This window comes from Shewanella fidelis ATCC BAA-318, from assembly GCF_000518605.1.
In the GTDB taxonomy this organism is placed as follows: domain Bacteria; phylum Pseudomonadota; class Gammaproteobacteria; order Enterobacterales; family Shewanellaceae; genus Shewanella; species Shewanella fidelis.
Genome location: NZ_JADX01000005.1, coordinates 445,282 through 470,498 on the forward strand (window position 1 = coordinate 445,282; position 25,217 = coordinate 470,498).

At 42.7% G+C, this 25,217-nt stretch carries 22 protein-coding genes and 1 riboswitch; of the genes, 9 read left to right on the forward strand and 13 right to left on the reverse strand.

Annotation, left to right across the window (positions count from 1 at the left end):
• Nucleotides 1-75: 75 nt before the first annotated feature.
• Nucleotides 76-1,614, reverse strand: coding sequence for an arylsulfatase (locus L884_RS0104365; RefSeq protein ID WP_028766344.1), 1,539 nt, complete (start codon nucleotides 1,612-1,614; stop codon nucleotides 76-78).
• A 69-nt stretch (nucleotides 1,615-1,683) separates the two neighbouring features.
• Entirely contained in the window at nucleotides 1,684-3,447 is a 1,764-nt protein-coding gene (locus L884_RS0104370) for an N-acyl-D-amino-acid deacylase family protein (RefSeq protein ID WP_028766345.1), read from the reverse strand.
• A gap of 172 nt (nucleotides 3,448-3,619) precedes the next feature.
• Here L884_RS0104370 and L884_RS0104375 point away from each other — a divergent pair, with 172 nt between their 5' ends.
• Together L884_RS0104375 and L884_RS0104380 are read left to right on the forward strand one after the other, a co-directional pair.
• The gene (locus L884_RS0104375) at nucleotides 3,620-4,630 is read left to right on the forward strand and encodes an AraC family transcriptional regulator (protein WP_028766346.1); all 1,011 of its coding nucleotides are present in this window, start codon (nucleotides 3,620-3,622) and stop codon (nucleotides 4,628-4,630) included.
• Between the two features lie 43 nt (nucleotides 4,631-4,673).
• Nucleotides 4,674-5,453 (forward strand): CLCA_X family protein, encoded by a 780-nt coding sequence (locus tag L884_RS0104380; protein WP_028766347.1) that lies wholly within the window; start codon nucleotides 4,674-4,676, stop codon nucleotides 5,451-5,453.
• Nucleotides 5,454-5,517: 64 nt separating this feature from the next.
• On the opposite strand, the gene pyrC is transcribed toward L884_RS0104380, so the two are convergent.
• Nucleotides 5,518-6,555: a dihydroorotase gene (gene pyrC, locus L884_RS0104385; RefSeq protein ID WP_028766348.1), complete on the reverse strand. Its 1,038-nt coding sequence runs from the start codon at nucleotides 6,553-6,555 to the stop codon at nucleotides 5,518-5,520.
• 272 nt (nucleotides 6,556-6,827) lie between these two features.
• On the opposite strand from pyrC, the gene L884_RS23370 reads away from it, so the two are divergent.
• Both L884_RS23370 and L884_RS0104395 read left to right on the forward strand, forming a co-directional pair.
• Nucleotides 6,828-7,358 (forward strand): type II secretion system protein, encoded by a 531-nt coding sequence (locus L884_RS23370; protein ID WP_028766349.1) that lies wholly within the window; start codon nucleotides 6,828-6,830, stop codon nucleotides 7,356-7,358.
• Between the two features lie 84 nt (nucleotides 7,359-7,442).
• Complete coding sequence (locus L884_RS0104395; protein ID WP_028766350.1) at nucleotides 7,443-8,171, forward strand: pseudouridine synthase; 729 nt, start codon at nucleotides 7,443-7,445, stop codon at nucleotides 8,169-8,171.
• 45 nt (nucleotides 8,172-8,216) lie between these two features.
• Here the strand turns inward: L884_RS0104395 and L884_RS0104400 are convergent, their stop codons facing one another.
• The gene (locus L884_RS0104400) at nucleotides 8,217-10,394 is read right to left on the reverse strand and encodes a cation:dicarboxylate symporter family transporter (protein WP_245603062.1); all 2,178 of its coding nucleotides are present in this window, start codon (nucleotides 10,392-10,394) and stop codon (nucleotides 8,217-8,219) included.
• A 120-nt stretch (nucleotides 10,395-10,514) separates the two neighbouring features.
• Complete coding sequence (locus tag L884_RS0104405; RefSeq protein WP_037410317.1) at nucleotides 10,515-11,420, reverse strand: LysR family transcriptional regulator; 906 nt, start codon at nucleotides 11,418-11,420, stop codon at nucleotides 10,515-10,517.
• A 175-nt stretch (nucleotides 11,421-11,595) separates the two neighbouring features.
• Here L884_RS0104405 and L884_RS0104410 point away from each other — a divergent pair, with 175 nt between their 5' ends.
• Complete coding sequence (locus L884_RS0104410; RefSeq protein WP_028766353.1) at nucleotides 11,596-12,120, forward strand: NADPH-dependent FMN reductase; 525 nt, start codon at nucleotides 11,596-11,598, stop codon at nucleotides 12,118-12,120.
• A gap of 81 nt (nucleotides 12,121-12,201) precedes the next feature.
• Here L884_RS0104410 and L884_RS0104415 read toward each other — a convergent pair whose 3' ends face one another.
• The 8 genes from L884_RS0104415 to L884_RS0104455 all read right to left on the reverse strand — a co-directional run bounded on the left by L884_RS0104415 (nucleotide 12,202) and on the right by L884_RS0104455 (nucleotide 20,137).
• Nucleotides 12,202-13,500, reverse strand: coding sequence for a tetratricopeptide repeat-containing diguanylate cyclase (locus L884_RS0104415; protein ID WP_211239189.1), 1,299 nt, complete (start codon nucleotides 13,498-13,500; stop codon nucleotides 12,202-12,204).
• Between the two features lie 518 nt (nucleotides 13,501-14,018).
• A complete protein-coding gene (locus tag L884_RS0104420; protein ID WP_028766355.1) occupies nucleotides 14,019-14,285 on the reverse strand; it encodes a hypothetical protein in 267 nt (88 codons plus the stop codon).
• 154 nt (nucleotides 14,286-14,439) lie between these two features.
• Complete coding sequence (locus L884_RS21740) at nucleotides 14,440-15,249, reverse strand: SAM-dependent methyltransferase (protein ID WP_037410318.1); 810 nt, start codon at nucleotides 15,247-15,249, stop codon at nucleotides 14,440-14,442.
• A 136-nt stretch (nucleotides 15,250-15,385) separates the two neighbouring features.
• Nucleotides 15,386-15,931, reverse strand: a complete 546-nt coding sequence (locus L884_RS0104435) for a GNAT family N-acetyltransferase (protein WP_028766356.1) — start codon at nucleotides 15,929-15,931, stop codon at nucleotides 15,386-15,388.
• A gap of 13 nt (nucleotides 15,932-15,944) precedes the next feature.
• Entirely contained in the window at nucleotides 15,945-17,678 is a 1,734-nt protein-coding gene (locus tag L884_RS0104440; protein ID WP_028766357.1) for a pepsin/retropepsin-like aspartic protease family protein, read from the reverse strand.
• Nucleotides 17,679-17,904: 226 nt separating this feature from the next.
• Nucleotides 17,905-18,360, reverse strand: a complete 456-nt coding sequence (gene azu / locus L884_RS0104445) for an azurin (protein WP_028766358.1) — start codon at nucleotides 18,358-18,360, stop codon at nucleotides 17,905-17,907.
• A 203-nt stretch (nucleotides 18,361-18,563) separates the two neighbouring features.
• Nucleotides 18,564-19,763, reverse strand: coding sequence for a M56 family metallopeptidase (locus tag L884_RS0104450; protein ID WP_028766359.1), 1,200 nt, complete (start codon nucleotides 19,761-19,763; stop codon nucleotides 18,564-18,566).
• Nucleotides 19,760-20,137, reverse strand: a complete 378-nt coding sequence (locus L884_RS0104455) for a BlaI/MecI/CopY family transcriptional regulator (RefSeq protein ID WP_028766360.1) — start codon at nucleotides 20,135-20,137, stop codon at nucleotides 19,760-19,762. The genes L884_RS0104450 and L884_RS0104455 overlap by 4 nt, the downstream gene beginning before the upstream one ends.
• A gap of 264 nt (nucleotides 20,138-20,401) precedes the next feature.
• On the opposite strand from L884_RS0104455, the gene L884_RS21745 reads away from it, so the two are divergent.
• From L884_RS21745 to L884_RS0104475, 4 genes are all read left to right on the forward strand, one after another.
• Nucleotides 20,402-21,091: a hypothetical protein gene (locus L884_RS21745; protein ID WP_051435535.1), complete on the forward strand. Its 690-nt coding sequence runs from the start codon at nucleotides 20,402-20,404 to the stop codon at nucleotides 21,089-21,091.
• A gap of 278 nt (nucleotides 21,092-21,369) precedes the next feature.
• Nucleotides 21,370-21,573: riboswitch (cobalamin riboswitch) on the forward strand.
• A gap of 111 nt (nucleotides 21,574-21,684) precedes the next feature.
• Nucleotides 21,685-23,538, forward strand: a complete 1,854-nt coding sequence (locus L884_RS0104465) for a TonB-dependent receptor domain-containing protein (RefSeq protein WP_028766361.1) — start codon at nucleotides 21,685-21,687, stop codon at nucleotides 23,536-23,538.
• 82 nt (nucleotides 23,539-23,620) lie between these two features.
• On the forward strand, nucleotides 23,621-24,220 hold the full coding sequence (locus L884_RS0104470; RefSeq protein WP_028766362.1) for an arylesterase: 600 nt from the start codon (nucleotides 23,621-23,623) through the stop codon (nucleotides 24,218-24,220).
• A gap of 259 nt (nucleotides 24,221-24,479) precedes the next feature.
• Nucleotides 24,480-25,208, forward strand: a complete 729-nt coding sequence (locus L884_RS0104475) for an HDOD domain-containing protein (protein ID WP_028766363.1) — start codon at nucleotides 24,480-24,482, stop codon at nucleotides 25,206-25,208.
• Nucleotides 25,209-25,217 lie beyond the last annotated feature (9 nt).

A 25,217-nucleotide genomic window follows, 5' to 3' on the forward strand; every position in this document is an offset into this window, starting at 1 on the left:
CGTCTATTAGCAGTAATAGGCTAGGGTGTCTAAACCGCTAGCCTATTGATGGTTTTTTCTTTAATAGGCTAAAGTTTACTTAGCTTGCTTAGAGATATTAACCAAGTCTTGCATGTCAATATCCACAGTAAAGCTGCCGGGAACTTGGCGAGGCGGAAACTCCTTAAAGGTCGCTAACATTTGCTTGACCTTAATTTGCGCGGGGATCGCCACAAACGCTCGCTTGTACCACCAATCATCGTAGCTAAAACCTTGGTCACCTTTCTCATAAGGATCAATAGTTAAATCAAATAGCTTGGGTATCCTCAAGTTTTTTTGTGGTTGAGTCCATACTGCAATGCCTTGGCTTTCTTGGATTTTGAAATGAAATTTCCAGCGTCCATCGCGCATAGCGAGTAGTTCACCATCATCAGACCAATAGAAAAACTGTTGCCTTGGACTTGTGTCGGTTTTATGGCTCAAATAGTCCACCATATTATATCCGTCCAGATGATTACGGTATTGCTTGCCATTACTGGCTTTATAACCCGATAGCAATTGGCTTTTAATATCGTTATTGCCTGCAATACTCATTAATGTGGGAAACCAGTCTGCTGAAGAGACAATGCCATTAAACTTTGAGTTAGGCTTTATATGGTTGGGCCATTTGATAAATGCAGGAACTCTAAAACCACCCTCCCAACCAGTATTTTTCTCACCTCTAAAGGGACTAGTGGCAGCATCTGGCCATGTTGCGTTCATTGGGCCATTATCAGTGGTGTAAACCACAACGGTATTGTCTTCAATATCGAGTTGCTTGAGCTTTGCTAGTAATTTGCCGATATGGTTATCGTGTTCAATCATGCCATCGGCGTAATCTCCTAAACCGGTAACCCCTGAGTTTTTATCACTGACATGGGTATAGTTGTGCATACGAGTGGTGTTATACCATAAGAAAAAGGGCTTGTTTTTATCTACTTGCCTGCTCATAAAGTCGTTGGCTGCTGCTAAGGTTTCATCATCAACGGTTTCCATACGTTTACTGGTAAGTGGCCCGGTATCTTCTATTTTTCCATCGGCAAAAGAGCGAATGACACCTCGTGGTCCAAAACGCTGCTTAAATGCTGCAGCTTTTGGATAATCAGCATTTTCAGGTTCCTCTTCGGCATTAAGGTGGTAAAGATTACCCATAAATTCATCAAAGCCATGTTTAGTGGGGAGCATGTCATCGCGATCTCCTAGATGATTTTTACCAAATTGACCGGTTGCGTAACCGAGATCTTTTAGGGTTTGTGCCAATGTTATATCTTGTGGTTGTATGCCTTGGCTAGTTCCGGGTAATCCTACTTTGCTTAAGCCTGTGCGCACCGGCATTTGTCCGGTAATAAATACTGAGCGCCCAGCGGTACAGGATTGCTCTGCATAATAGGACGTCAGCATTGCTCCCTCATTAGCGATGCTGTCGATATTGGGTGTTTGGTAACCAAGCATGCCGTTGTTGTAAGCAGAGATATTACCGTAGCCAATATCATCACCAAATATCACGACAATATTAGGTTTATTGGTGGCATAACCACTTATTGAAACAAGGGCTAAACAGAGCCCTATCACGAAATTATTTATTTTTTTTATCATCTTAAATATCCCTATTATTAATAGATTTACTCATTTCTGGCTGCATTAATTTGTCTAAGAGTGGTCAAGTTAGTGCGCCGGAATATAAGTTCCGAAGTCCATGCTCCTTCCTAACTCTGGTGACACGTGATCATGTTCACAGGCGAGTTTACCGTTGATAAATACTTGCTCTATTAGCCCTGGGTTACGATTAACAAGGCGCTGCAAGCCAAAGTTTTCCATTTCAGCCCAGCAGACTTGTTCGAGGTTTTGATCAAATTTAGCAGGATTTAGCACCACGACATCGGCTCTGTCGCCAACACGAATTCGGCCAGCATCAATATTGAACCACTGCGCCTGATCGCCAGTCATGCGAAACACAGCCTGTTCCATTGTCATGATTGCCTGGCTATTTTTAGCTTGCTGACTTTGGCTTTCATTAATGCTTTCATTGACCAGTTTTAGCATGCGCAGCGGCAAGTTATAAAAAGCCATATTGCGTATATGCGCACCGGCATCGCTGAAGGTGATTAAAGACTTTTTATCTTTAACCATGTTCTTTAGAACGTGCTTGCGGTGGTTAGCTACCGTGGTGTACCAGCGTAAATCAGTACCGTATTGCACGACTAAGTCGAGGAACAAGTCGACTACATGGATCTGCTTACTCTCGGCAACATCTGCGAAGTTCTTGCCGACGATAGATTGATCTGGGCATTCAAGGATAATGGCATCACCAAAGTCGCGCTGCCATACGCGAGGACTGAGCTTTTCGCCGTAAAACTTCCTAAAGTCACGGCGGTAGGCTTCATCTTTTAAAAGTTCATTACGAGCAATTTTATCTTTTAAGTCTAGCGCCAGTTCACCAGCACCAAACTCTTCAAAAAACACCACATCAATACCATCGGCATACACGGTAAAAGGAGTTGGTAGTACTTGCCAGCGAAAGTCGCCATTAAAGAAGTTGGTCACTCTAGCGGCAAGATTGGTGATTTTGCTCAAGTAGACACTGCCTTTTAAATCCATACGGCTAATCAAAGTGGTTTTTAGGCGCTTTTTAAAAATGCCCATACATTCGCGCATATATTGGTTTATTTGTAGTATTGCCGCCGCATTCGGTGCACCTTGATGCACGCGGTCGTACTCGCGAACTAAGTTGTTTAGGCGTGATACTTCTTTCCATTTAGCGTAGGTACTCGGTAAGCTTTTTGACCACTCGCGGTCGCCATCAATTTTGTCCCACTTTAGGCACATGGTTGATAAGCCCAAAAAGCCGACATCGAGAGACTCTTTAAGCAAGCTTTCCATCTTACGCATTTCCATTTCGGTGGGAGTGACATTTAGATCCGTTGCGCGGCTTAACCCCATTACACCAACACGTAAATCACTGTGACCAAGCATGCTGACAACGTTAGGCCCTAGAGGATGTTGCTGCGCAAACTCGACCCACTGCTTAGGCGTACTCCATGTTTTATGTTGCTTTAAAATGGGCAGGACTTTTTCTCGAGGCACTGTTTCTACTCGGGTAAAAATATCAGAGGCATCTTCATATTCACTGCAGATCATGCTTAATGAGCAGCTGCCAACAAGTACCGTTGTTACGCCATGACGTACAGATTCCGACAGGCTAGGGCTAACAATGAGTTCGGCATCATAATGAGTATGAGTGTCAATGAATCCGGGCATTACCCATTTCTGTTGAGCATCAATAATGTGATTACAGCCAGTTTCGTCTAAAGCTTGGCTTGAGACTTTTACTATTTTGCCATTTTTGATAGCGACATTTTGAATCGACGATGCCGCGCCCGTGCCGTCAAAGTATCGGCCTCCTTTAATAATGGTATCGTATGCAGACATAGAATCTCCCTCCATGTTGTTAATCGTTTTTATTATGTTTATCGATTCGATATTTTTAGATTAAGGCTTGTCTAATTTTCATTCTTGTTATTTGGTGACAAGTTGATGATTATTTAAACATTGCTAACGTTGATGGTGGTTAAGGTGTTGTTGGCTAGGCGAGAGGGCATAGATGAAACAAGATTACTTAATTCGTAGTGCATCACTATCGGGATTTAGCTCGTTAGTTACCGAACTTGGTGGCGACACTCATAACTTGTTATTGCAGTGTGAGTTGCGACCACGGGATCTTAGTAACCCGGACAATATGATCGCTTTTGCCAGCATGATTAATTTATTGGAGTTGGCATCTAACGAGCTTAATTGCCAAGACTTTGGCCTGCGTTTGGCTGCAAAACAGGGTCTTGAAATGTTGGGCTCGGTAGGCTTAATTATTCAGGCAAGCCATACTGTGCGTGAGGCGTTGGTTAATGCTCAGCGTTATATGATGTTGCATAGTTATGGTGAATATTGGATGTTGCGAGAATTTGAACAGTCAATATTTATTGAGCGCTATCAGATTTATCAAGATATTAGTTATGCGAAGCAGTATAAAGAGCTATCTTTTGGAGTGTGTGCAGGTCTAGTTAAAACCTTGATAGGTCAGCCTCTGCAGTTGGAGAGACTAGAGTTTGCCCACGTCCAGATTTCCGATAGCAGCGTTTATCGTAAATATTTTGAATGCCCAGTGGTATTTAATCAGGAAAACGATCGGCTAATTTTAGATTCTAGTTATCTTGAACAGCCATTGTTGCCTAACTCTTATCAAGACAAGCAACAGGTTAAATTCTATTTAGATCAGTTAATCAGCCAATTTGGTGGCGATATCGAACGTAAGGTTAAGACTTTAATATTACAAACCATGGGGTTACACGATGCTAATATTGATCAAGTCGCGACTATGCTCAATATGAATCGTCGAACCTTGCAGCGGCGGTTAGCAAGCGAAGGTTTAACCTTTAAACAATTATTAACTGATGTAAGGATGAGTACGGCTTGTTGGTATTTGCAATCAAGTCAGCTCGATATCACCTTATTGTCAGAAGTGTTAGGCTACAGCGATGTAAGCGCTTTTAGTAAAGCCTTTAAGCAAGTCGTAGGTGTTTCGCCGTTAAAGTGGCGCAAATCAGCGCAAGAACCGTAAGAATTACTAATCTAATCAACCTCAAAGTTTGTAGGAAGGATCAGTGTTAAAATCTACATCCTATCGCCGCATCGGCCCTGATTACCGTTTTGATGAGCAAGTGAGTTTTGTTGATATCAAGCAAGTATTTGGTCTTGGGCATATTCGTTTGGGTAAATGGGTTGAAAACGAAGAGCGCGATAAAGCTGCTAACCTGATCTTTGACTCGTTAGCCGACTTAGCCTTTATTTTAAAATTGCCACCTAAAGCGCTGGGGTTGCGTGAAACCTTAAACTTAGCTTTTGGTAGTGGCGGTCAAAAAGGTGTGCAAGCTCATTATGCGCCACATAAACGTGAATTAGCCTTAGCTAAAAATGCGGGTGCAGGCGCATTGGCACATGAGTTTTGGCACGCATTTGATCACTATATTGCCCCTAAATCTTTTCATACTTCGCCTAACGGGATCTCGTTTGCCAGCCACAGTTGGCTTGCTGATGTGAAGCCAATTAAGCATCCTCTGAATCAGCGCTTAGAGCGAGTTTTTGAAGTAGCATTGCTCAATGAAAACGGTGAAGATGGTCATGATTATGTCAACCGCGCAATCGCCTTGGATAAACAACATAACAGCCAGTACTTTTCTCGGCCAACTGAGTTAATGGCGCGGGCGTTTGAGTCGTGTATCGAGTCGTATGCCGACATCACTAATCCCTATTTGGTTGATGAAACCTTAAAGTCACCACTATTTGATGCTGGTGGTTACCCAACACTAGAGCATAGAGCGCAGATCTTCGATGCGTTGATTAACTATTTTGAGCCGTTAGGTGAGGCGCTAGGGCGTGAATAGCTTTGCTATTTCCCATAAAAGAAGCCCGCATTAGCGGGCTTGTTAAACTATTTTAGCTTAAGGCTTAAGCTGTTTTGACTTTCCAGTTCACTTCTTCACCGGCAAAGAAAGGCACAATAGGGTTACCGTTTGGCAAGATGATCTCGCTCGGCACTGTCCACTTTTCTTTCACTAGGGTCACGGTGCTGGTGTTGCGCGGTAGGCCATAAAAATCTGGACCATGCTTACTAGCAAAACCTTCAAGCTTATCTAATGCGCCTAAGTCATCAAATACTTGTGCGTAAAGCTCTAATGCACTCCATGCACTGTAACAGCCTGCGCAGCCACAAGCAGACTCTTTACGGTGTTTTTCGTGCGGCGCAGAATCAGTCCCTAAGAAGAACTTACTTGAACCTGTAGCAACGACTGCGCGCAGTGCTTCTTGATGGGTACTGCGCTTAAGCACTGGCAAGCAGAAGTTATGTGGGCGAACGCCGCCAACCAATAGGTCATTACGGTTAAGCAGTAAATGCTGTGGAGTGATAGTCGCTGCAACTGTGTCTGGTGCATCCATGACAAAGTCTGCGGCATCTTTAGTGGTGATGTGTTCAAACACCACTTTTAAGGTAGGGAAAGAAGCGACAATGCGCGCAAGGTAGCGCTCGATAAACATGGCTTCACGGTCGAAAATATCGATGTGTGACTCAGTCACTTCACCATGCACCAATAACAACATACCGTGCTTAGCCATGGCTTCAAAGACAGGGAAAAGTGCATCTAGCGCTTTTACTGCAGCGTCAGAGTTTGTAGTTGCACCGGCAGGGTAAAGTTTAGCAGCAACAACACCGGCAGCTTTAGCATCAATGATGTCTTGCTCTGTGGTGTTATTAGTTAAGAAGATTGTCATTAGCGGTTCAAAAGTAGAGCCTGTTGGACGCGCCGCTAGAATACGCTCACGATACTCAGTTACCATTTGGGCATTAGTTACAGGTGGTAGCAGGTTCGGCATTACGATTGCGCGTTGAAACAAGCGCGCCGTTGCTGGAACGGTTTCTTGTAGCATATCGCCATCGCGAAAATGAAGGTGCCAATCGTCAGGAGTTAGTAGGGTGATTTGCGTCATTGTAGGTTCCTAAGCGTTTACGACAAAATACGTCAGCTTTTTATAAGCTTTTACTTAGGTCGCTATTGTGCCTGAAATCGCTGCCGCTTAATAGCTGAACCTTGAATAATAAACAGATTGTATTGCTTAAACTGGGCTATCAACTCATAGGACATGTTATTTTGTTCTGTTGCTTGGCTTTGACTCACGTTATGATCAATTTTTAGTTAAGTTTAAAGCTAGGTTTTGTGGGCTGACGATAGTAAGTATGCACAGAATTTAAGGACAATTGGATGAAAAAACAATATGGATTCACCCTTATAGAGTTGGTGGTGGTGATTATTATTCTAGGTATATTGGCGGTTACCGCAGCGCCTAAGTTTATCAATTTGTCTCGCGACAGTAAGATCAGTGCGTTACAAGGCATTGGCGCAGCAATGACTTTTGCAGCTGATGAAACTTACATGAAAGCGCAAATTGAAGGTGCAGCTGAGCAAGCACGCAGCTCAGATTCAAACCCACCTTATGTTGAAATCCCAGCCGGTATTTTTGAGCTAAAATATGGCTACCCTGAAGCTTGGCCTGAAAGTGGTTTAGGCATTTTAGACATGGTTGACCTTGATGATGCTATCGATGTTTGTTTTGGTAGTAGCTGTAATAACTCAAGCAACTCTAGCCGAGTGCAAATTGGTTATAACCTTGAGGCGGGGCAATCGCTCCCAGCAGACGCAGAAGCTTGTTATTTGCGATATAGCGAGCCAGGTGGAACAGGTGGAACATCTGCAACCCGTTACACAGTGACTTATTTTACTGACGGTTGTTAATTAGTGCTGATAACTGCAGCTGTTAATAACAGCTGCTAGCCAGTTTACGGTTTTGCCTAGTTAGTTACATTAGTTAGTTGAAAAATGCGTTTAGACAAATTTATCTGTAAAAGCACAGCGCTTAATCGTGCTGAGGCGAGGGAGTGCATTAACGCTGGTAAGATCTGCGTTAATGACGCACTGGTAACTGATATCAGCTTTCAAGTTCATGAAAGCAATCACATAACTTTAGACGGACAAAAGCTGATTGCGCGGCCGTCACGTTACATTATGCTGTATAAACCCATGCATACCTTAAGCTCTAACGTGGATGGCGATTACCCCAGCTTATTTAATTGCATTGAACTAGAGCGGGTCGAAGACTTGCATATCGTCGGCAGGCTCGATGCCGATACCACAGGTTTAGTGTTATTAACTGATGATGGTCGCTGGTCGTTTGATATTATTCGCCCTGATAAACTGTGTGAAAAAACCTACCGAGTAACGCTACGTGATCCTATCACGCCTGATAATGCCGCTGATGTAATTGCAAGCTTTGCCAGTGGTTTACAACTACAAAATGAAAAGGCATTAACTCAGCCGGCTAAGCTTGAGTTGGTAACGTCAACGGAGGTGTTGTTAACCATTACGGAGGGGAAATACCATCAAGTAAAGCGTATGTTCGCTGCGATTGGTAACCGAGTTAATGGATTGCACCGTGAGCAAATAGGCGGGTTAAAGCTAGATGTTGAAGTGGGGCTGTGGCGCCACTTAACAGCCGATGAGGTTTCCTTGTTAGCCACCCCAACGCCAGCAATAAACAACGCCCGCTAACATAGCGGGCGTGTTGCTCGTAGAGTAATCGATGAGTATCTAGGCTTAATCAACCCAGTGCAGTACATCGCGAATAATAGACCAACGTGGCTCAACTTTTTCTGCGCCTTTACCTAACATCCAATAGTCGTAAATTTGCTCTTGAGTGCCATCGACCCTACGCAAGCGTTGCCAGTTATTGATGTAGTTCAATAGTGATTGGTTACTTTGTGCTACAGCATAGGCAACTGGGTAATGGGATTTATTTTCTAATAGCGCAATACCATAGCCCGGGAAGAACAAGGTCCAAGCTGATCCAGCTTGAGCGCTAATCACAACTGCATCGTACTTATTTTGTTTCTGCCTGAAAAAGTCTTTATAGCCCTCGATTTTGACGAACTTAATATTTGGTGCCATCTTTTTCGCATCTTCAATAGCATCACTGTGCTCAACATACGCTACGGTCATGTTGTGCATCTGTTTGATCTTATCGTTACTCTTAAAGTCGTTAACCAAGTGGTCGCGGGTCGCAATAGCGATGTTCAGTTCAAGCACCGGATTGGCATAGCTAAGCGCATCCATTTGCTCTATGTCCATCGCCAATCCTGACATTGCAATATCAAAGAATCCGGCTTTAAGCGATGCCGCCAGCTGGTCTTTTTTAAACGGAATAAACTCAATCTTAACTTTTAAATCTTCTGCCAATTTATTAGCCATTGCGGTATCAAACCCCACTAGCTGGCCGGCATTATTGTAGTAACTAAATGGTACGTTACTCGGAATGTATCCCACTCTTAGGGTTCCGGCGTCGCGAATGGACTGCACACTGCGTATTGGGGTACTTGGGGTTTTCCCAAGTACAGGGAACTGCCTTTTCACTTTTGTCGGCACTTTATCTGCCACTTGCATATTGGCGATCACGCCACTGGTGATCTCAGGGCTATGGATAAACATACCCATACCAATGCGACAAACCAAGATAGTGGCCACCACGCTAGCACCAATACCAATACTCATCTTTAGCAGTTGCGGTGGACGCATTTTTAGCGATTTTTGAAATAAAGAGGCAGTAAGTAAAGTGAGTACAAATAAGTTCATTACTGCGGCAATAGAGGTAAATTTACCGGTAATAAAGCCCGACATAACAAATAGCTGGAATAGGTCGGCAGGCAGTTTTACCAGATCTAACATAAATGGAATTGCGACATATACGCTGCCAAATAAAGCTAGCAAGCCACTAATAGAAAGGGACGGAATATTGCTGATATCCACCGGCGTGCCATTAAACCAGCCGGCAAAATACACAAATAAAATGACCGTGAGTTTGCCAATATTGGGGAAGGTAAAGGCGATTGGCACTAAAATTTCAATTAAGGTGGCGCCATCTTCACATAGGTCATTATGCTCGCGCATCACCTGCTTACACTCTTCTACAATTACCGGAATGACAATAAAAATATTACCCGTGGCAAAGGCGGTCACTAAGCTAGACTTTGAAATGCGCAGTGCCTGCGCAAATGTCACTGGCGTGAGTGATGCCACAATCCAAGGTAATACCCAAAAAGTCAGTAGTAAGCACAATACAAAGTAGCTAATGAGATACACCTGCATGCTGGCAAACTCATCAACCCCCATGGTGCCAGCGGCAGAAGCTGACATAGCAAAAATACCAATAGGTAGGATTTTGACTAAGCCTTGAGTAATACGCGAAAAAATCTCAGAGCTGGTATGCATAAAGGTGAGGATCTGCTGTTTATGCTCGCCTTGCATACCAATAAGCGCGAGTCCCATGGCAATACTAAATACCACCATAGCAGGCACATAACCGTCGGCCATTGACTCAAATGGATTGGAAGGAATATACAGCTTAAAGTAATCAATCGGAGTAACAGGCTCTATGCTACTGGTACTGAAGAACGAAGCAGATTCAACAATAGGAAATGACAACGGCATTAAAGCAACCAGCACCATCGCAAGTAGCCATAGCAGTAACATAATGAGACCTGCGCGGCTAAAAATCAGCTTAGCGGTGCTTTTTTCCAGTTTACCAATACCGCCAACAAGCGATACCACAATATAGGGCAGAACCGTCATCTGCATCAGTAAGATCACACTGGTGCCTATGGTACCCATCCAGCTTACAGATTCACCGAAGAACAGACCTACGCCAAAACCAACAAACATGGCGACGATCATTTGGGTTGAGCTGGTCATTGCGAGGACTTTTTTTAACACAGGTTCCATCCTAAATTATCGAGTGTGGTTAAGCGTTGCGATTAATCAATCGGAGTCAGCAAGAGTGTATAAATATTATAGGTTTGTTAAGTGTTAACTTTAAACTGATATCGTCAAAAATTCAGTATGTTATTTAATGGCTTTGCCGGATAAACGTTCAGCCGCCAAGTCAATAAAGGCCCTGACCTTAGGAGATAAGTGTTTGCGGCTTGGGTAAACCACGTACACGTCGATTTCATGACTCGGGCAGTTTTCAAATAACACAACTAAGCGATTATCTTGTATTGCTTGCTCCATATAAAAACCGGGCAAACGCGCAATACCATGGCCTGCTAGTACCATAGCTAATTGCATTTCGCCGTTATTGCACAGCACTTTTTGGCGTACATCGACAAAGAAAGGTTTACCGTGCTGATCGACATACTCCCAACGACTTGGTTGTTTTAAATTGGAATAACAGATGCCGCTATGGGTTGCTAATTCGCGGGGATGATGCGGCTTGCCATGGCGCGAGATATATTCTTCTGACGCGACAGTGTAAGCCTTGCTGGTGTAAATTTTACGGCAAATTAGGCTCGACTCTTCGAGATGGGCAGATGCACGAATGGCTAAGTCATAGCCATCGGCTATCACATCGGTACGTTTATCACTGAGTTCTAACTCTAAGCTTACATTTGGGTAGCGTTTTAGGTATTCATCAATAATTGGTTGTAGATGACTTTGGGCAAAACCAACAGGGCAACTGAGCTTTAATACCCCTTTAGGGCTGACATTGTCTTGGGTTATAAGGCCAACAGCCAGTTCAGCATCGCTAATAAGTTGCAAGCATTGTTGATAATAAGCCTCGCCCTCAGGGGTTAAGCCTATTGAGCGGGTAGTGCGGTTTAGTAGGCGCACGCCAAGCCTAGCCTCAAGTTTATTGATCTCTTTACTCACATATGAAGTCGAGTGTCCCAAGCTTTCAGCGGCCGCAGAGAAACCGCCGCTTTTCACCACTTGTGCAAAAATCACAATGCCATCAAATAGGGTATTCATTGTCAAAACCGTCTGCCATTAACAGTTATATGGAAATAGTTATTATCTATTTAGGTTATTAATCTTTATCCGTCATCAATATACACTGCTCTACATCGAGTTGTCGCTCAAAAGTTAATCTTTAACTTGAAGTTGAGTTTGGCAATAGCACCCAATAACAGTAAGAGAGACCATTATGAAACTATTAGCCTTTGCAGCCAGCAGCAGCTCAAAATCAATTAACCAGCAACTTGCCGCCTATGCCGCCTCACTTGTTGACGGCGCGGATGTTGAACTGCTCGATATTAACGATTACGAAATGCCGCTTTTTAGCCAAGACCGCGAAGAAGCGTTAGGCCAGCCTGAGCAAGCACAAAAGTTTTTTGCCAAATTAGGTGAAGCCGATGCCATTATTATCTCATTCGCAGAACATAATGGCTCATACACGGCGGCCTACAAGAACTTGTTTGACTGGACGTCGCGTATCGACATGAAAGTGTTCCAAAACAAGCCAATGGTATTGCTAGCAACCTCACCAGGCCCAGGCGGTGCGGCAACAGTATTGGCCGCAGCATCAGGTTCAGCGCCTTATTTTGCTGCAGATGTTAAAGCAACCCTGTCTATTCCGAGCTTTTTCGATAACTTCGATATGGAAGCACAAGCGCTACGTAACCCAGAGTTAAAAGCTGCGTTAGTTGAAGCACTAAGTAAGTTGAAATAGCGCTAAAGCGTTGAGCAAAAATAAGCCTGACATCATGTCAGGCTTATTGTTTTATCAACCGTTTCCGTCTTAGGATAAGCGTTATACTCTTACCTCAGTGGCTTGGTTGCTTATGGCACTGTTAGCCTGCTTATTGCGTTTAAACTCGGCAATACCATCTGAGAATATGGTCACTCGATTGCGACCAGTCTTTTTCGAGACATACATAGCGTGGTCACTGTCGGCCACCATTTTATCTAGGTTAGTCCCCGATAAGCTAAAGTCTGTTACTCCAAAGCTTGCGCTAATCGCAAACTCAAAGCCTGAGTCTTTGCTGTCAATAGTTGCTATCAGCTTACGGTATTCCTCTGCCAATTGTGCAGCGGTGCCCACATCGCAGCTAGGCAAGAAAATACAAAACTCTTCACCGCCTAGGCGGGCAAACAGGTCGTTCTTGCGGCATTGCGACCGGCACACATTGGCGACTTGTTTTAACACCCAATCACCCGTTGCATGGCCGTAGGTGTCGTTAATGCTTTTAAACTTATCTAAATCAAACAAGATACAGCTGGCCACTTGCTTGTTCTTGCTGCAGTAGTCAATGGCGCTTAGCGCTAATTGGGTAAAGTGGCCACGGTTATGCACACCTGTAAGAGCGTCATATTCAGCTAATAGTTTTAAGCGTTTTTGAGTGGTACGTGACTTATACACCATGCCAACCAATAACATTAACGACACCACTAACAGTGAAATGAACAAGCGGTTATTTTCAGTTTCACTACGGCTGAGTTTTTGCTCCAAGCGCAGTAAACGGTTTTGGTCATCCAACAATTTAATCTGGTTTTTTTGCTCAGTGGCCTGATGCTGCGCTAGCTGAAATGCGAGATGCTTGGTTTTAACTTCATCTAAATAAGCTTTGTCGGCAGCGGCATACTCTTGATGATATGCCAAAGCTTGTTGGTGCTCACCACGAGATTCAGCGATTTGAAACAGGATGTTATAAGCGGTGACAGACGGTCGATTAGAGCCAATTCCCTTAGACTGTTCGAGTGTTTTTAACGCATAGCTTTCTGATTCAGGCTGGTTACTATTCTTATGGTGAGCATGCGCTAATAATGAATAGTAACGAGCTAGAGCTGGCGCATATTTTGTCTGCTCAATTGCAACTAGCTGCTTTTCTAGCGTGGCGATTGCTTGCAGTGGTTGGTTATTATCTAAATGCAGTTCAGCTAAATAGCTGTAAATAGCGCTTTCCATCACCACTTCGTTGCTCTGCTGGCAAGCTTGTAAGCCTTGAACTATTTGTGGTGAGTCTTCACTGAGCTGCCCCAGTTTGAATTGGGATTCTAATTTTAAGTTGTGAGCGATGCAGAGGTTGCGGCCATTTAAGGGCCTATCCAATAGTCTATTGGAATAATTAAGCCCGACTTTATACTCAGCTAGTTGATTATAGAACATAGCAGATACTAATAATCCTTGGTCTATAAGTTGAGGTGAGGATATTTTTGGTGTGAGGCTTAACGTTTGCTGAAGAACATCTAAACCTTCAGACCAGTTTTTTGATATTGCATACGTATTTACTATTAATAAACCAGATTTGTATCTAATTTCATTATCAATTTCAGCGGAAAGTAATCTTTTTGAAATAGTTAATGCGCTTTTAAAGTTTCCCTTAAACGTGAGGTTATAGGAGATTAGGTAATCTAAATAATCTTTTGGGTAACCGCTTAGCGAGGCTCTCTTTAAAGAGAGAGCCTCAATCATGGCGGTAAATTTTGCTCTATCACTACTTTTTATTTTTTCGGCAGCTATCAGCTTAGGAATGAAACTGTCAGCTTCTTTAGCTGAAGTAATGTTTATTATCCCAAACAAGATAATAAATAGGCAAATAAATTTAACTGCACTCATTTAATGCTAGGCTATTTTATTGTTGTGGATTCGTTATTTTCGTCTTTTTCTTTTTTATCATCAGTTTCTTCATCTTCATCTTCAGCAGGAATTAAAATACAAACAACATCTGGGCAGACATCTAGCTCGCGCTTAAGGCTAATATCATCTTTGTTGATTAGCGCTTGTTTTAATGATTCAGTTAGTGCTGATTCGGCTATCGCTTGCTCAAAGTTAGTTTCTGTTTGCAGACTTGCATCTTGGCCCATACGTTCCAGCAGTTGAATGATGTTTGACATACTATTTCCTTGTTGATTGTCGTTTATGGTTTTCTATTTTCTCTTTCTTAGGAAGGACTTGCCTGCTTACGGAGACCGACCTTTTAGCTTTTGTTTATCCGTTTCTTTATCTACTTGTTTATCAACTTGTTGATTTAATTCATTCACTATTTGCTTAAGCAAGCACATCATTTTGCTCTGCTAGCAGCTGAGCTTCTACTTGCGCTAGGCGGTCTAATACCGCTTGATTAGGTTGCATCTTTTGGCTTGGCGGAATAACCAGTGTGGTGTGCATGTAAATATCGGCATCGGCCAGTTCTGCTAGGGGGAGGGTTTGCTTACGCACTGTGTCTATTGGCAGTACGGCGGCTTCATATAAAATCACTTGATGCTCAAGTGGGTAGTCTTTACTCAGCAGTTCAATCAGTACTTGGCGGTGTGCAGCCCCCGTAGCAAACTTGGTCAGGCTCTTATCACCAGCTAGGCCGATTTGCCACAGCACTAGGTAACATGAGGGGTCAAAGCGGCGCTGGTAAAACATAAACTGACTGGCTTCAAACTGCTGGCAACCATATTGGCCGGGGTCGATGCCTAAATCGGCAATCAGGCAGTCTTCTGCCGATATACCCGGTACCATGACAGCCTGAAAACCCTCAGCCTTGGCTACTTCGATTGATTTATGTGGTGCGTGGGCGAATACCCCAGGGTGACCATAAAATGCACCGACGACTTTTTTGCCAGCGCGCACTTCGGTCATAATTGAATCGACCATTTCGCGGTAGGTAATATGGCGAGATTTTCCGGGATGATAAAAGCCTTGTAGCGAGCGTACATCGGGGTGCATCTCTTGCAGCCAGAGTTCAACGATGCCGTTAGACATTCCAGAAAATACCACATCAGCCTGTTCAATATAGCTTTTTGCTAACGGGCAAATATGTGCGCCTAAAGTCATTCCTATTCCAACACAAGCTAAACTACCTGACATGGTTACCCTTTATTATTTATATATTCAACTGGCGCTCTAAAGCTCAAGGCTATGTATGTGTAGTGGCCTTTCAGAAAGAGAAGATAACAGCTTGTTGCGGTATTTTAAATATTATGTTTCTGGTCTGGTGGCTATTCTATGAGTTTATGAATGTTGCAATGGCATGGTCACTTTGTTTATAGCAACTAGCTTGGCCTGTAGCTGGATCTAAGTTATTTATATCTATGCAGTAATTGAGTTTCTGGGCAATTCTTAAAATTGCTTTGTTCTCTGGTAGAAACATTGAATACATTTTATTGAGTTTTAGGTGTCGTAAGCCGTATTCAGTAAGCGCACCAATTGACTCAAATGCAATGTGCTTTCTATAAGCCTTAGGGCTAAGCATTATTCCAAACTCTGCTTGTTGAGTGTTTTGTTTATCTTTGCTGATGTTTTGTATGCCTAATAGCTCACCTGTGTCCAGTTCTGAAATTACCCAAACAAATAGCAATGGTATGGGCTTTTGAGTGAGTTTTAGTGTTGTGTGAAAGCATTTTTCTGCCTTTGCTGGGCTCAATGGCTGACTGATGTTTTTCATTACAACCGGATCGGTATACAAGGAGCAATACAAGTCTTTATCTCGCTCATCGAGTAAGCGCATGGATAGTCGTTCGGTTTCAAATTGGTGTGCTGAGCTAGCCATGGTGTCTCTCTAATTAACGTTGTTTAGCGAAGTGGATCACGCCGGTTTGATGGGCGGAGCGGTCGAAAATCACGTAGTGTTCATTCAGTAGCGGTAAACCAAGTAGCGACTGATTAGGCCACCCTGCAAGCTGTGACAATATCTTAAAACAGGCCTTGCCCTTGGCTGGGGTGTTGGTTTGCCAGTAGTGCTCGGGCTTTATGTGAAGGCTGACTTTTTCTGGGCTGTTTTGCTTGTTGTCACTGCTATGATCACCGCTGCTATGAGTGTGTTGGCTATGGTGATTACGCTCGCCGACAAAATGCAGGGTGAGCGTGGGCCATTCATCAAGGTTTAACTGGCTCATGTCTATACCTTGGTACTGCATGGCGATATCGCTAAAAGGCTTGAGTAGTGCTGCAAATTTGGGGTTTAGCGCGCTGAAGTGTTCCACCATGGCGTTGTATAAATGTTTGGTAAACACTATGCCTGACACACCTGTGTCGATAATGGCGTTACTGCGGCCACGTAGTTGTTTGTTCATGCCTATGGCTGAGAGCAGGGCTTGGTCGTGGCTTGCTAGATGCTCAGTACTTTCTATTGGCTCAGGGCTGTTATCTGGCTCAGGGCTTTCTGCACGCTCAAGGCTGTTATCTGGCTCAATACTTTCGTCTGGCTCAAGGCTTTCTGCAGGCTCAAGGCTGTTCTCTATTTCCTCGGTGAGTAGGCTGTCGATTTCGGTTTGGTCGCCGACTTGGATAGAGATGAGGTTTACGTTGTAATACTTGTCTTCTACCACAGAGATTGTGGTGAACTCGCCTTGATAAAGCTCGGTATGTTCTTCTCCGCCACCAATAATTAACCAACCCTGATTGAGCGGGTCTTGGTTTAATTGTGCGAAGTGTGCTTGTTGTGCAGCTTTTTCAGCTTTATCAGCGCTCTTTTTTGCACTAAAGCTGGCAGCGTTACTATCTGCAGTAAAGTGAACACTTGAGCGGCGACTGTAAAACGCAAACTTATTGGCGGTTAAGCCATGCTGAGTGAGCTCAGTAAAGTAGGGAATAATATCTTGAGTGGGCTGCTGTTTTAAAAAGGCTTTAAACTGACGTAAATCGTGGCTAGTAAAGCGATTATCACAACTTTGCTCAGAGTGAGCCGCCTTGTTTTCGACTTGGTTTTCTACTTGGTTTGCATTTAAGTGGGCATAATAGCCGTTACTGCAAATACTAATTTGGGTATCAAATGGCCAAGGGTAAGTGAGCGCTGGACTGATTTGATATTTATCGAAATAGCCCTTGAGGTTATAGCTTTTATTTAATTGATGATAAGCAAGTCCAAGAATGCCATCGGCGTGTAAAAATGTGCCCTCTTGCTTAATCGACGACACAATGGCAACCGGACATTGATTTAGTACTATGGGGGCATGGGAGTCAGGGTTTGGCTCTAATTGATAACCGTCAGCGAGGTTGAAATCGATATCTTCTTCTCTGAGTCCGACTCGGGTATACACTACTGGACCGTCCCAACCTCCCACACCGTATAACACTTCTTGAGCAAAGCTGGTGGGCACTAAACAGCTGTCTTGCTCGTCATCATAATCACTGTCACTCACTACTAAGGTACTGCTGCCAGTATCAATAATCAGATTTGCAGGGGTTTTATTAGCGCCAAATCTTAATTGTGCACAGTAGCCGCCCATGGCATATACGTTGGTTATTGGCACTTTTAAGGTGCGTGGCGTAACTGCTGTAGGTGTTTTAGCTGACATTGATAGCGCCTTTATTTATTGTTTTAAAACTCGCGATCTAACGAGATAAAGCTGCTTTTGATAGCGAAAACGACAATAGCAGAAATTGTCTTGCAGGTTAATTAATTGTTAATTTGCGTGTGGTTTTACTAAGGCGTGCTGCTTAGGTTGAGGTAGGTTTTGCCGTTAAATGCTTGAGCGAGGTGCAAATCAAGTTGGGGGAGTATATTTGCACCTCGTTGGTTAACTATGAGGCAATGACAAACTGGCCTTGCATAATAGCCCAGTGACCAGGGAATGAGCAGAAGAAGCTGTACTGTTTTGCTGGATCGAGATCGGCTGTGCTAAAGGTAATGCTAGTGCTTTCGCCGCCGCCAATAATGTCGGTATGAGCCAGTACTCGTGGATCATCCGCTTTGACATAGCTGTTTGCTGCGCCAGCGGCCATGCCTTCGTTAGCAACGGCTGACATATTGGCGGTTTCGGTTAACACCCAGTTATGCCCCATAGCACTTTTTGGCAATGTGCCTGTGTGGTGTAAGTTTAAGGTTACTTCAGTGCAGCCCGCTGGCAATGTTAGTTCCTTTTTGTCGAACTGCATTGCATCGGTAGCATTAATATCGAGTTGGCATGTGTTAGCGCTAGCAAAACCTGAAATACTGAGCAGCAGAGCTGCTGCGACAAACTTGATTAGAGTATGCATTGTTAACTTCTCATATAGTAAAAGACGTTAGCATCCTAATTGAAAAATAAGTAAATGAGAATGATAATCAATTGTAAATTATTTTTAAAGATTATGATGTGCGAGTAGGTTGTGCGGAGATTAACTCTGGTACTGATTGCTATTAACAAAATCTACAGTGGACTTAGATTTCCTAAGCCCACTGTTTTCGAAACGAGTTAACCTTATTTCGATGTCACCTTAATCCGCTCTACATCTGTGCTAGGGGCTTCAATTTCAAAATCTAATTGTACCTTTGAACCCGTAACTCCCTTAGCTGAGCTTTGATACTGCCACTGCTTAAGTGCGCTAATCGCTGCTTGATCGAATAACCCCTTTGGCGATGACTTTATCACGCTGACATTGTTCACTGTGCCACTTGGGGTAATATCAAATTTGAGTTGCACAAAACCGTTTTGATTGGCTTCGATAGCTGCGGCTGGGTATTTAGGCTCAATTCGCATAGTTGGATAAACGGTTGCAGCTTTGTTAGCTGTTCCTGCTTGCACCTGTTGGTTAAGCAGTAAGCCAATCGTGCCTAATAACATTATTAAGCCAAATACTGCCAATCTGCTTAGCCCTTTTTGCTGTGTTTTCATTTGCATAATACGTTCCTTGAGTATGTTTTTGTTTCCATAGTGAGTGTGAAGCAAGCCGTGCTGGGCCTGCTGTGAGTAAGCCAACAGCACTTGGCTATAATTAATTTTTTGTTGTTGATTTAGTGACTGGGTAACAAAGGCATCGCAGGCTAGCTCTTGATCGTCTCGATAACGCTGATAAGCAAGCCAACTAATTGGATTAAACCAGAATAAGCTTAATACGCCATAAGCCAGCAGGTTGCATAACAGATCGCCACGGCTGTGGTGATATTGTTCATGATTGATAATGGCTTGCTGCTCCTGTGCATTAAGTTGGTTGAAGTTTACTGGCAAGATGATTTTTGGATTCACAATGCCTATAAGCATCGGTGATTGCACTTTGGGATGAGCGTAAGTCGCTAGGCGTGAAAATGGATTGCTTACTTTTGTCGCGCTGCGTGCTAAAGCCTTGATTGATACAAGCTGCAGCGCAAGCATAATAAGCATGATAGCAATTCCGCCAAGCCATACATAGCTAGCAAATAACCCATAGTTTGTTGTGTTTTTGGCTTGAATCACTTTGCTTGCTAAAACGCTGTAATAAGCAATTTGTTCAGACTGAACTGCTGCAAATAGGTTTGGCATAGCAGCGACAATTATTGAGCTAAGTAACAGAATAGGGACTGCGAGCCAAAGGTGATAAGTCTGGTGTGAGCCTAAATATTTTTGTAGCGGCTTGTGGCAAATCAGTAAACCTACGCAAATTAGGCTTAGTAGTATGGTTTGTTGGGCCATCCATAGCATCATGACTTGTTTTCCTTTTGCCATGTATCAATTAACTGCTGCAGCTCAGCAACATCTTGCGCATTAAGTTTGTTTTGCTTAGCAAAGCCTGCGACGAGTGGGGCAATGCGGCCTGAGAATAAGCGTTCGATAAAGGATTCTGTTTCTTTGAGTTGATATTCATTTTGATCTATCAGTGGTGAGTACAGGTAACTGCGACCTTGCTTTTCAAAACCTATAGCTTGCTTTTTTACTAAGCGGTTAAGTAAGGTCTTGACTGTTTTTTCATGCCAGTCATGGCTTTGGCATAACTGACTGATGACTTCTGCTGCACTTTGTGGAGATGACTGCCATAAAATATTCAGCACTGAAAGTTCAGCATTGCTTATTTCTTTCATGTTTAGCGCTTCCTTGTACTTACGATTACAGTTGTAATATATTATTAAGATTACAAATGTAATCATAAACTACAAGTGATTTTTGCTTAAACTTTGGTCTGATTTTGTGGTTTGTACATAAGTTGTTGTTAATAAAGCTTGTTTTCATATTGATGTTATTTTAATTTAGTCGTGACAAAACTAAATCAGCTTTTGATTACCACTTTTTGCTCAGCGCATTTAAAATGGAAGTAAGGAAAGTACCCAAACAAGGATTGTATCGGTATGACTTCACGTTTACCTCGTATCACATATGGTGTTTTTAGCACTGCGATATTACTGGTCGCTGCAGTAGTTACTGCTGATGAAGATGTTGGCGAGCAGGCTGTAACCAATAAGCCCAATCTAGCTAGCGAACTGCCGTTGCAGCAATCTGCGCAACAATTAGTGATCTTTGATCAAACCATCAATTTTAACCTGCCGGCCAATTGGAAACTCGCACATTCAGAGCAGCAAGCCACGATGTTTTCTGCAGAGTTCGTACCTGCTAATCAAGAACTGCAAACATGGTCATCTATGGTGTGTGTTCAAGGTTTTAAAGGGGTGGCCGAAGATATTGAGCCTGAGGTTTTTTTACAAACCATGGCTAACGTATATCTTGAGAGTTGCCAAGGTGACATGGTATTTGAAAGTCTACCGAGTGAGCCATTAAATGGTCATGAAACCGCGACAGCAATTATTGGCTGCACTAAGATGCCTAACTCACACCTTAAGTCGATTGATAACACCAATGCCTATGAAGCGAATCATGGCTTAGGAGAGATAGGCCATTATACGGCGGTAAAAGGTAAGTCTGATCTGTATTTAATTCATAAATCGGTGCGTGGTGATAACTTTACTCAGGCTAATCCACCACTTAAGTCGCAAAACTATCGAGAATTTTTATCGAGTATTACACCGTTAAGTGTGCAGTAACTAGTATATCTATCTACTTGATTAAATTTTATATTTGCTTTTAACATAAATATTCTAGCTTATAACAACTTCCTATCTACAAGTCTGCTATTTGCTTCAGGTTAAGTTAGACATTTAACCGTATAGACGTCTATAATGCGCGCACTCAATTGATGGAATATTCCCTTTTGGGTGCAATACATACTCAGTCATTGAATGTTATCTAGACTAAAGCGAATACCTCTTAGCTTTGGTGTTTAAGCTGTGTATAAAGCATAGAAACAGCAAATAAAAATAATACGTTAGTCAACCTTATTGGTGCCAAGGTTACGCTTGTAACTGAGGATAATCGGGAAGTCAGTTAAATTCTGACACTGCCCCCGCAACGGTGAATGGTGAGAGGCAAGCGCGCTTTAATGGAAGGCGTTTAAAGCTTGTACTTGAGCGTTATTACAATAACGCAGATCCTAAGTCCGGAGACCGGCCAGTAAAGTGATTTCGATGATTTCGGCGGGCAGATCTCGAAATGCGGCAGATTCAAGGCGCAAAATGAAATTTTGCACCGTGGCACCGTGACGTTTTTGCCCCGTTTTCCTTTTAGGAGTCAAAGGTAAATGGGAACACAACCATCAAAAATCGCACTGCTTGTGAGCAGTCTAATGAGCTTATCTGCATTTTCAGTAATAGCAGCAGAAGCAACTACCCCAACTGCAAATGTAGACGAAACTATTACGGTTACTGGTTCACGCTTTGATAGAAGTGCTGAGCAGCAACTTACAGTGATTAATAGCATTGAGCGCGAAGAGATCGCACGTTTAAATCCTAAATCGGTTGCTGACGTGTTAGAGATTTTGCCGGGCGTGAGTATTTCACGCAGTGGCGGCGCAGGTCAGGCGACTTCAGTTAGTATCCGCGGCAGTAATTCTAACCATGTGCTAGTGCTTATTGACGGAGTTAAAGTCGGTTCAGCAACATTAGGTACTGTGAGTTTTAATAGTCTTTCACCAGAAAACATTGAGCGTATTGAAGTATTAAAAGGGCCTCGTGCTTCGGTTTGGGGCAGTGATGCTATTGGCGGTGTGATTCAAATTTTTACTCGTCAACTTAAAGGTGGTGAGTGGTTTGCTGGCGCAGAATATGGCACTAATGAGTATATTCGTGGCTCATTTGGCACGGGCATGGAGCATGGTAACGGTAGCACTACGTTGACCGTTAATCATGAACAGTCTGATGGCTATGATGTTTACAATGGTGCGCCAGTTGAAAATGATGATGACGGTTATAAGCGTAATGCCATTTCGCTAAAAGGCGCTCAGCAAATTAATCAAAATTGGCAAGCACAGTGGAATGGCCAATACGATAAAGGTAATACTCAGTATGACGATGTTTATGCATCGGGTTCTGCTGATGAGTCTGATTACGCTAACTATCTTTGGAACCTCGCGGCGCTATATAGCAATGATAAGTTCAGCAGCAAATTAGCATTGAGCCAGTCGCGTGACTATAACGAGAACTTTCGTGGTGACGACATCAATGTACCTGTTTCAGAATTTGAAACTAAGCGCGATCAAGTTAACTGGAGCAATCAATATTTAGCAGCAAATGAACTGACATTTACCGGTGGTATTGATTGGTCTAACGAAGCGGTTAAAGGTGATTATGCCCAAGATGAACGTGATATTTTCGGTGCTTACTTGTTAGTGCAAAAGCAGTGGAGCAAGTTATTAGCTGAAGCTGCAGTACGTTATGACGACGTTGAGAATATCGATAGTGAAGTATCCTATAACGCTAGTCTTGCTTATCAATTTAATGAGCAATGGCGTTTAGTTGCGTCAACGGGAACAGGCTTTAAAGCACCGACTTTTAATGATTTATACTGGCCGGGCTCGGGGAACCCAGATCTGATCTCTGAAACTTCAGAGAGTTATGATCTAACTTTGCATTATACGGCTGACAATATTCGTGCCTATGTTAGCGTATTTGAAAACAGTATTGATAACCTTATCGCTTGGGCACCTACGGGAGAAAAAGATGACTTTGGTTGGGATATCTGGAAACCTGCGAATATCAATGAAGCCAGAATTCAGGGTGTAGAGCTTTCAGCTAATTTTAGTGTGTTCAGTTTAGATCACCAAGTTGCTTACACTTACCTTGATGCGGAAAATAAACAAACGGGTGGTGAATTAGTTGGTCGCAGTGAAAACGAGTTCAACTATCAGCTTAGCTATGATTGGCAACAGTTTGATTTTTTAGCAAATTATCACTACCAAGGTAAACGCTATGTGAGCGGTACTGATTACTTAGAGGCGACTCATAAAGTGGATTTGAGTATTGGCTATCAGTTAGATGATGCGTGGAGTTTTCGTTTAAAAGCCAATAACTTATTTGATGAAGAGATCATTTCAAATCAGAACTATTTTAGCCCAGGTAGAGAGTTTTTCTTTAGTGTGAGCTACCAAGCCTTTTAAGGTAACGGATATTGAAAGCCAGACCTTGTGTCTGGCTTTTTTTGTGTTATTTTTTGAGTATGCGATTCAAAAGGCATGCTAAATGCGCAAACAACTGGGTCATTTTTTTGTTTTGGTGTTATTGCTGTTAGTGACAGCATGCTCTAAGCCAACGATTCCACCACTAACCGATAATGCACGGATCCTCGCTTTTGGTGATAGTTTAACTTATGGTGTTGGCGCCTCTAAAGGACAAGACTACCCTAGTCAGCTCGCTAATTTGAGTGGCTTTGAGGTGATTAATGCTGGCGTATCGGGTGAGACTACTACACAAGGCGCTGCTCGTTTAGATAAATTATTGAGTTTACATTCTCCCGACTTACTCATCTTACTTGAAGGTGGTAATGACTTTTTAAGAAACCAATCAGTTGACGCCACTAAAGCCAATTTGGCAAGCATGATCGAGATGGCGCAATTACATCAAGTGCCAGTATTATTAATTGCGGTGCCGCAAAAAAGTCTATTTTTATCACCTTCGCCAATATATGCCGAGTTAGCAAAAGATTATCAGTTGGTTTTGCTGGAAGATACATTAAGTAACCTATTGAAAACGTCAGCGATGAAGTCAGATATGATCCATTTAAACGATCAAGGTTATTTAGCTCTAGCTAATGCTATTTTGCAGGTGATAATTACTGAATAATTAAATTTAACAATACTTTATGTCGCTTTAAATCTGTGAGTATCTTCAATTTATCTCAAGCTTATTATTGCGCTTTACGCTATCTTGTGTGGCGTGAAAGTTAGATTTAGTCAGCTTAGAAAAATTTATATACATAAAACAGTTGAAACTTACTAAGTTATTGGCGTTTATGGCTTGACCTATGCGGGCATATTATGGGTTAATTTACATGAAAATTAATGCATATATTTAATTAAAATAATAGGGTTTAACGTTTCGAATGACAGATCTTGAGCAGCAAGTATTTACTCAAGTACGCGCCATTATCAGCAATGAAGAGCAGGTAATTGGGCGTAGGGGGATCCTTATCCCGTTGAAAAAAGCCATTATTGCGGATGGTGATATTCGCAATGTTATTGATATTGTTTCTTCAGATCCTGCTTTATCGGCCCATTTGCTTTGGCGCAGTAATAGCGCAGATCATGCAGCACCAGAAGCTTCAAAAAACCGTTCCCTTAAAGATGCACTTGTACGCTTAGGGCAAGTAAACATTTATCGTTATGCGTTTACTTTTTATTTGAAAGAGCGTTTAGATGAGTTGCAAGAACCATATAAAAAGCTAGTGCAAGGTTATTGGTCATTAAACGAAGCAATCGCAATTGATGCTGTTGATCAGTTGTATCAATTAGATAATGTTAAAATTAACCCTGATGAAGTACAAACACTTGCTCTGTTCAGTGTGTTTGGTGAAATCATTGCGTTAACGGCGTTCGCTTATTTGAACTCTGAAGGCGGTGAATCTTATCCTATAAGTGCACTTAAAGCCGTTATTGAAGGACAACAACAGATCTTAACATTAGAGGCATTTGCTTCATTAGGTTTAGATGATGAGCTGCAAACAGAGTTTATGATTGCCCATAACTTGCGCTCTACCAACAATGCAGATTCTCCAGGCTTAGTACTTAAACGCGTGCTGGCTAAAAGAGGCTTGTTACTTAAGCCGATATGAGCGTCTGAC

What these genes read in the sequence shown, in the direction of transcription:
- L884_RS0104455 (WP_028766360.1), bottom strand. Translation starts at nt 20,137, where the DNA reads ATGAAAGAAATAAGCAATGCTGAACTTTCAGTGCTGAATATTTTATGG.
- L884_RS0104440 (WP_028766357.1), bottom strand. Translation starts at nt 17,678, where the DNA reads ATGTCAGCTAAAACACCTACAGCAGTTACGCCACGCACCTTAAAAGTG.
- L884_RS0104435 (WP_028766356.1), bottom strand. Translation starts at nt 15,931, where the DNA reads ATGGCTAGCTCAGCACACCAATTTGAAACCGAACGACTATCCATGCGC.
- L884_RS21740 (WP_037410318.1), bottom strand. Translation starts at nt 15,249, where the DNA reads ATGTCAGGTAGTTTAGCTTGTGTTGGAATAGGAATGACTTTAGGCGCA.
- L884_RS0104410 (WP_028766353.1), top strand. Translation starts at nt 11,596, where the DNA reads ATGAAACTATTAGCCTTTGCAGCCAGCAGCAGCTCAAAATCAATTAAC.
- L884_RS0104370 (WP_028766345.1), bottom strand. Translation starts at nt 3,447, where the DNA reads ATGTCTGCATACGATACCATTATTAAAGGAGGCCGATACTTTGACGGC.
- L884_RS0104465 (WP_028766361.1), top strand. Translation starts at nt 21,685, where the DNA reads ATGGGAACACAACCATCAAAAATCGCACTGCTTGTGAGCAGTCTAATG.
- L884_RS0104405 (WP_037410317.1), bottom strand. Translation starts at nt 11,420, where the DNA reads ATGAATACCCTATTTGATGGCATTGTGATTTTTGCACAAGTGGTGAAA.
- L884_RS0104365 (WP_028766344.1), bottom strand. Translation starts at nt 1,614, where the DNA reads ATGATAAAAAAAATAAATAATTTCGTGATAGGGCTCTGTTTAGCCCTT.
- L884_RS0104470 (WP_028766362.1), top strand. Translation starts at nt 23,621, where the DNA reads ATGCGCAAACAACTGGGTCATTTTTTTGTTTTGGTGTTATTGCTGTTA.
- pyrC (WP_028766348.1), bottom strand. Translation starts at nt 6,555, where the DNA reads ATGACGCAAATCACCCTACTAACTCCTGACGATTGGCACCTTCATTTT.
- L884_RS0104450 (WP_028766359.1), bottom strand. Translation starts at nt 19,763, where the DNA reads ATGATGCTATGGATGGCCCAACAAACCATACTACTAAGCCTAATTTGC.
- L884_RS23370 (WP_028766349.1), top strand. Translation starts at nt 6,828, where the DNA reads ATGAAAAAACAATATGGATTCACCCTTATAGAGTTGGTGGTGGTGATT.
- L884_RS0104395 (WP_028766350.1), top strand. Translation starts at nt 7,443, where the DNA reads ATGCGTTTAGACAAATTTATCTGTAAAAGCACAGCGCTTAATCGTGCT.
- L884_RS0104420 (WP_028766355.1), bottom strand. Translation starts at nt 14,285, where the DNA reads ATGTCAAACATCATTCAACTGCTGGAACGTATGGGCCAAGATGCAAGT.
- L884_RS21745 (WP_051435535.1), top strand. Translation starts at nt 20,402, where the DNA reads ATGACTTCACGTTTACCTCGTATCACATATGGTGTTTTTAGCACTGCG.
- L884_RS0104375 (WP_028766346.1), top strand. Translation starts at nt 3,620, where the DNA reads ATGAAACAAGATTACTTAATTCGTAGTGCATCACTATCGGGATTTAGC.
- azu (WP_028766358.1), bottom strand. Translation starts at nt 18,360, where the DNA reads ATGCATACTCTAATCAAGTTTGTCGCAGCAGCTCTGCTGCTCAGTATT.
- L884_RS0104400 (WP_245603062.1), bottom strand. Translation starts at nt 10,394, where the DNA reads ATGGAACCTGTGTTAAAAAAAGTCCTCGCAATGACCAGCTCAACCCAA.
- L884_RS0104475 (WP_028766363.1), top strand. Translation starts at nt 24,480, where the DNA reads ATGACAGATCTTGAGCAGCAAGTATTTACTCAAGTACGCGCCATTATC.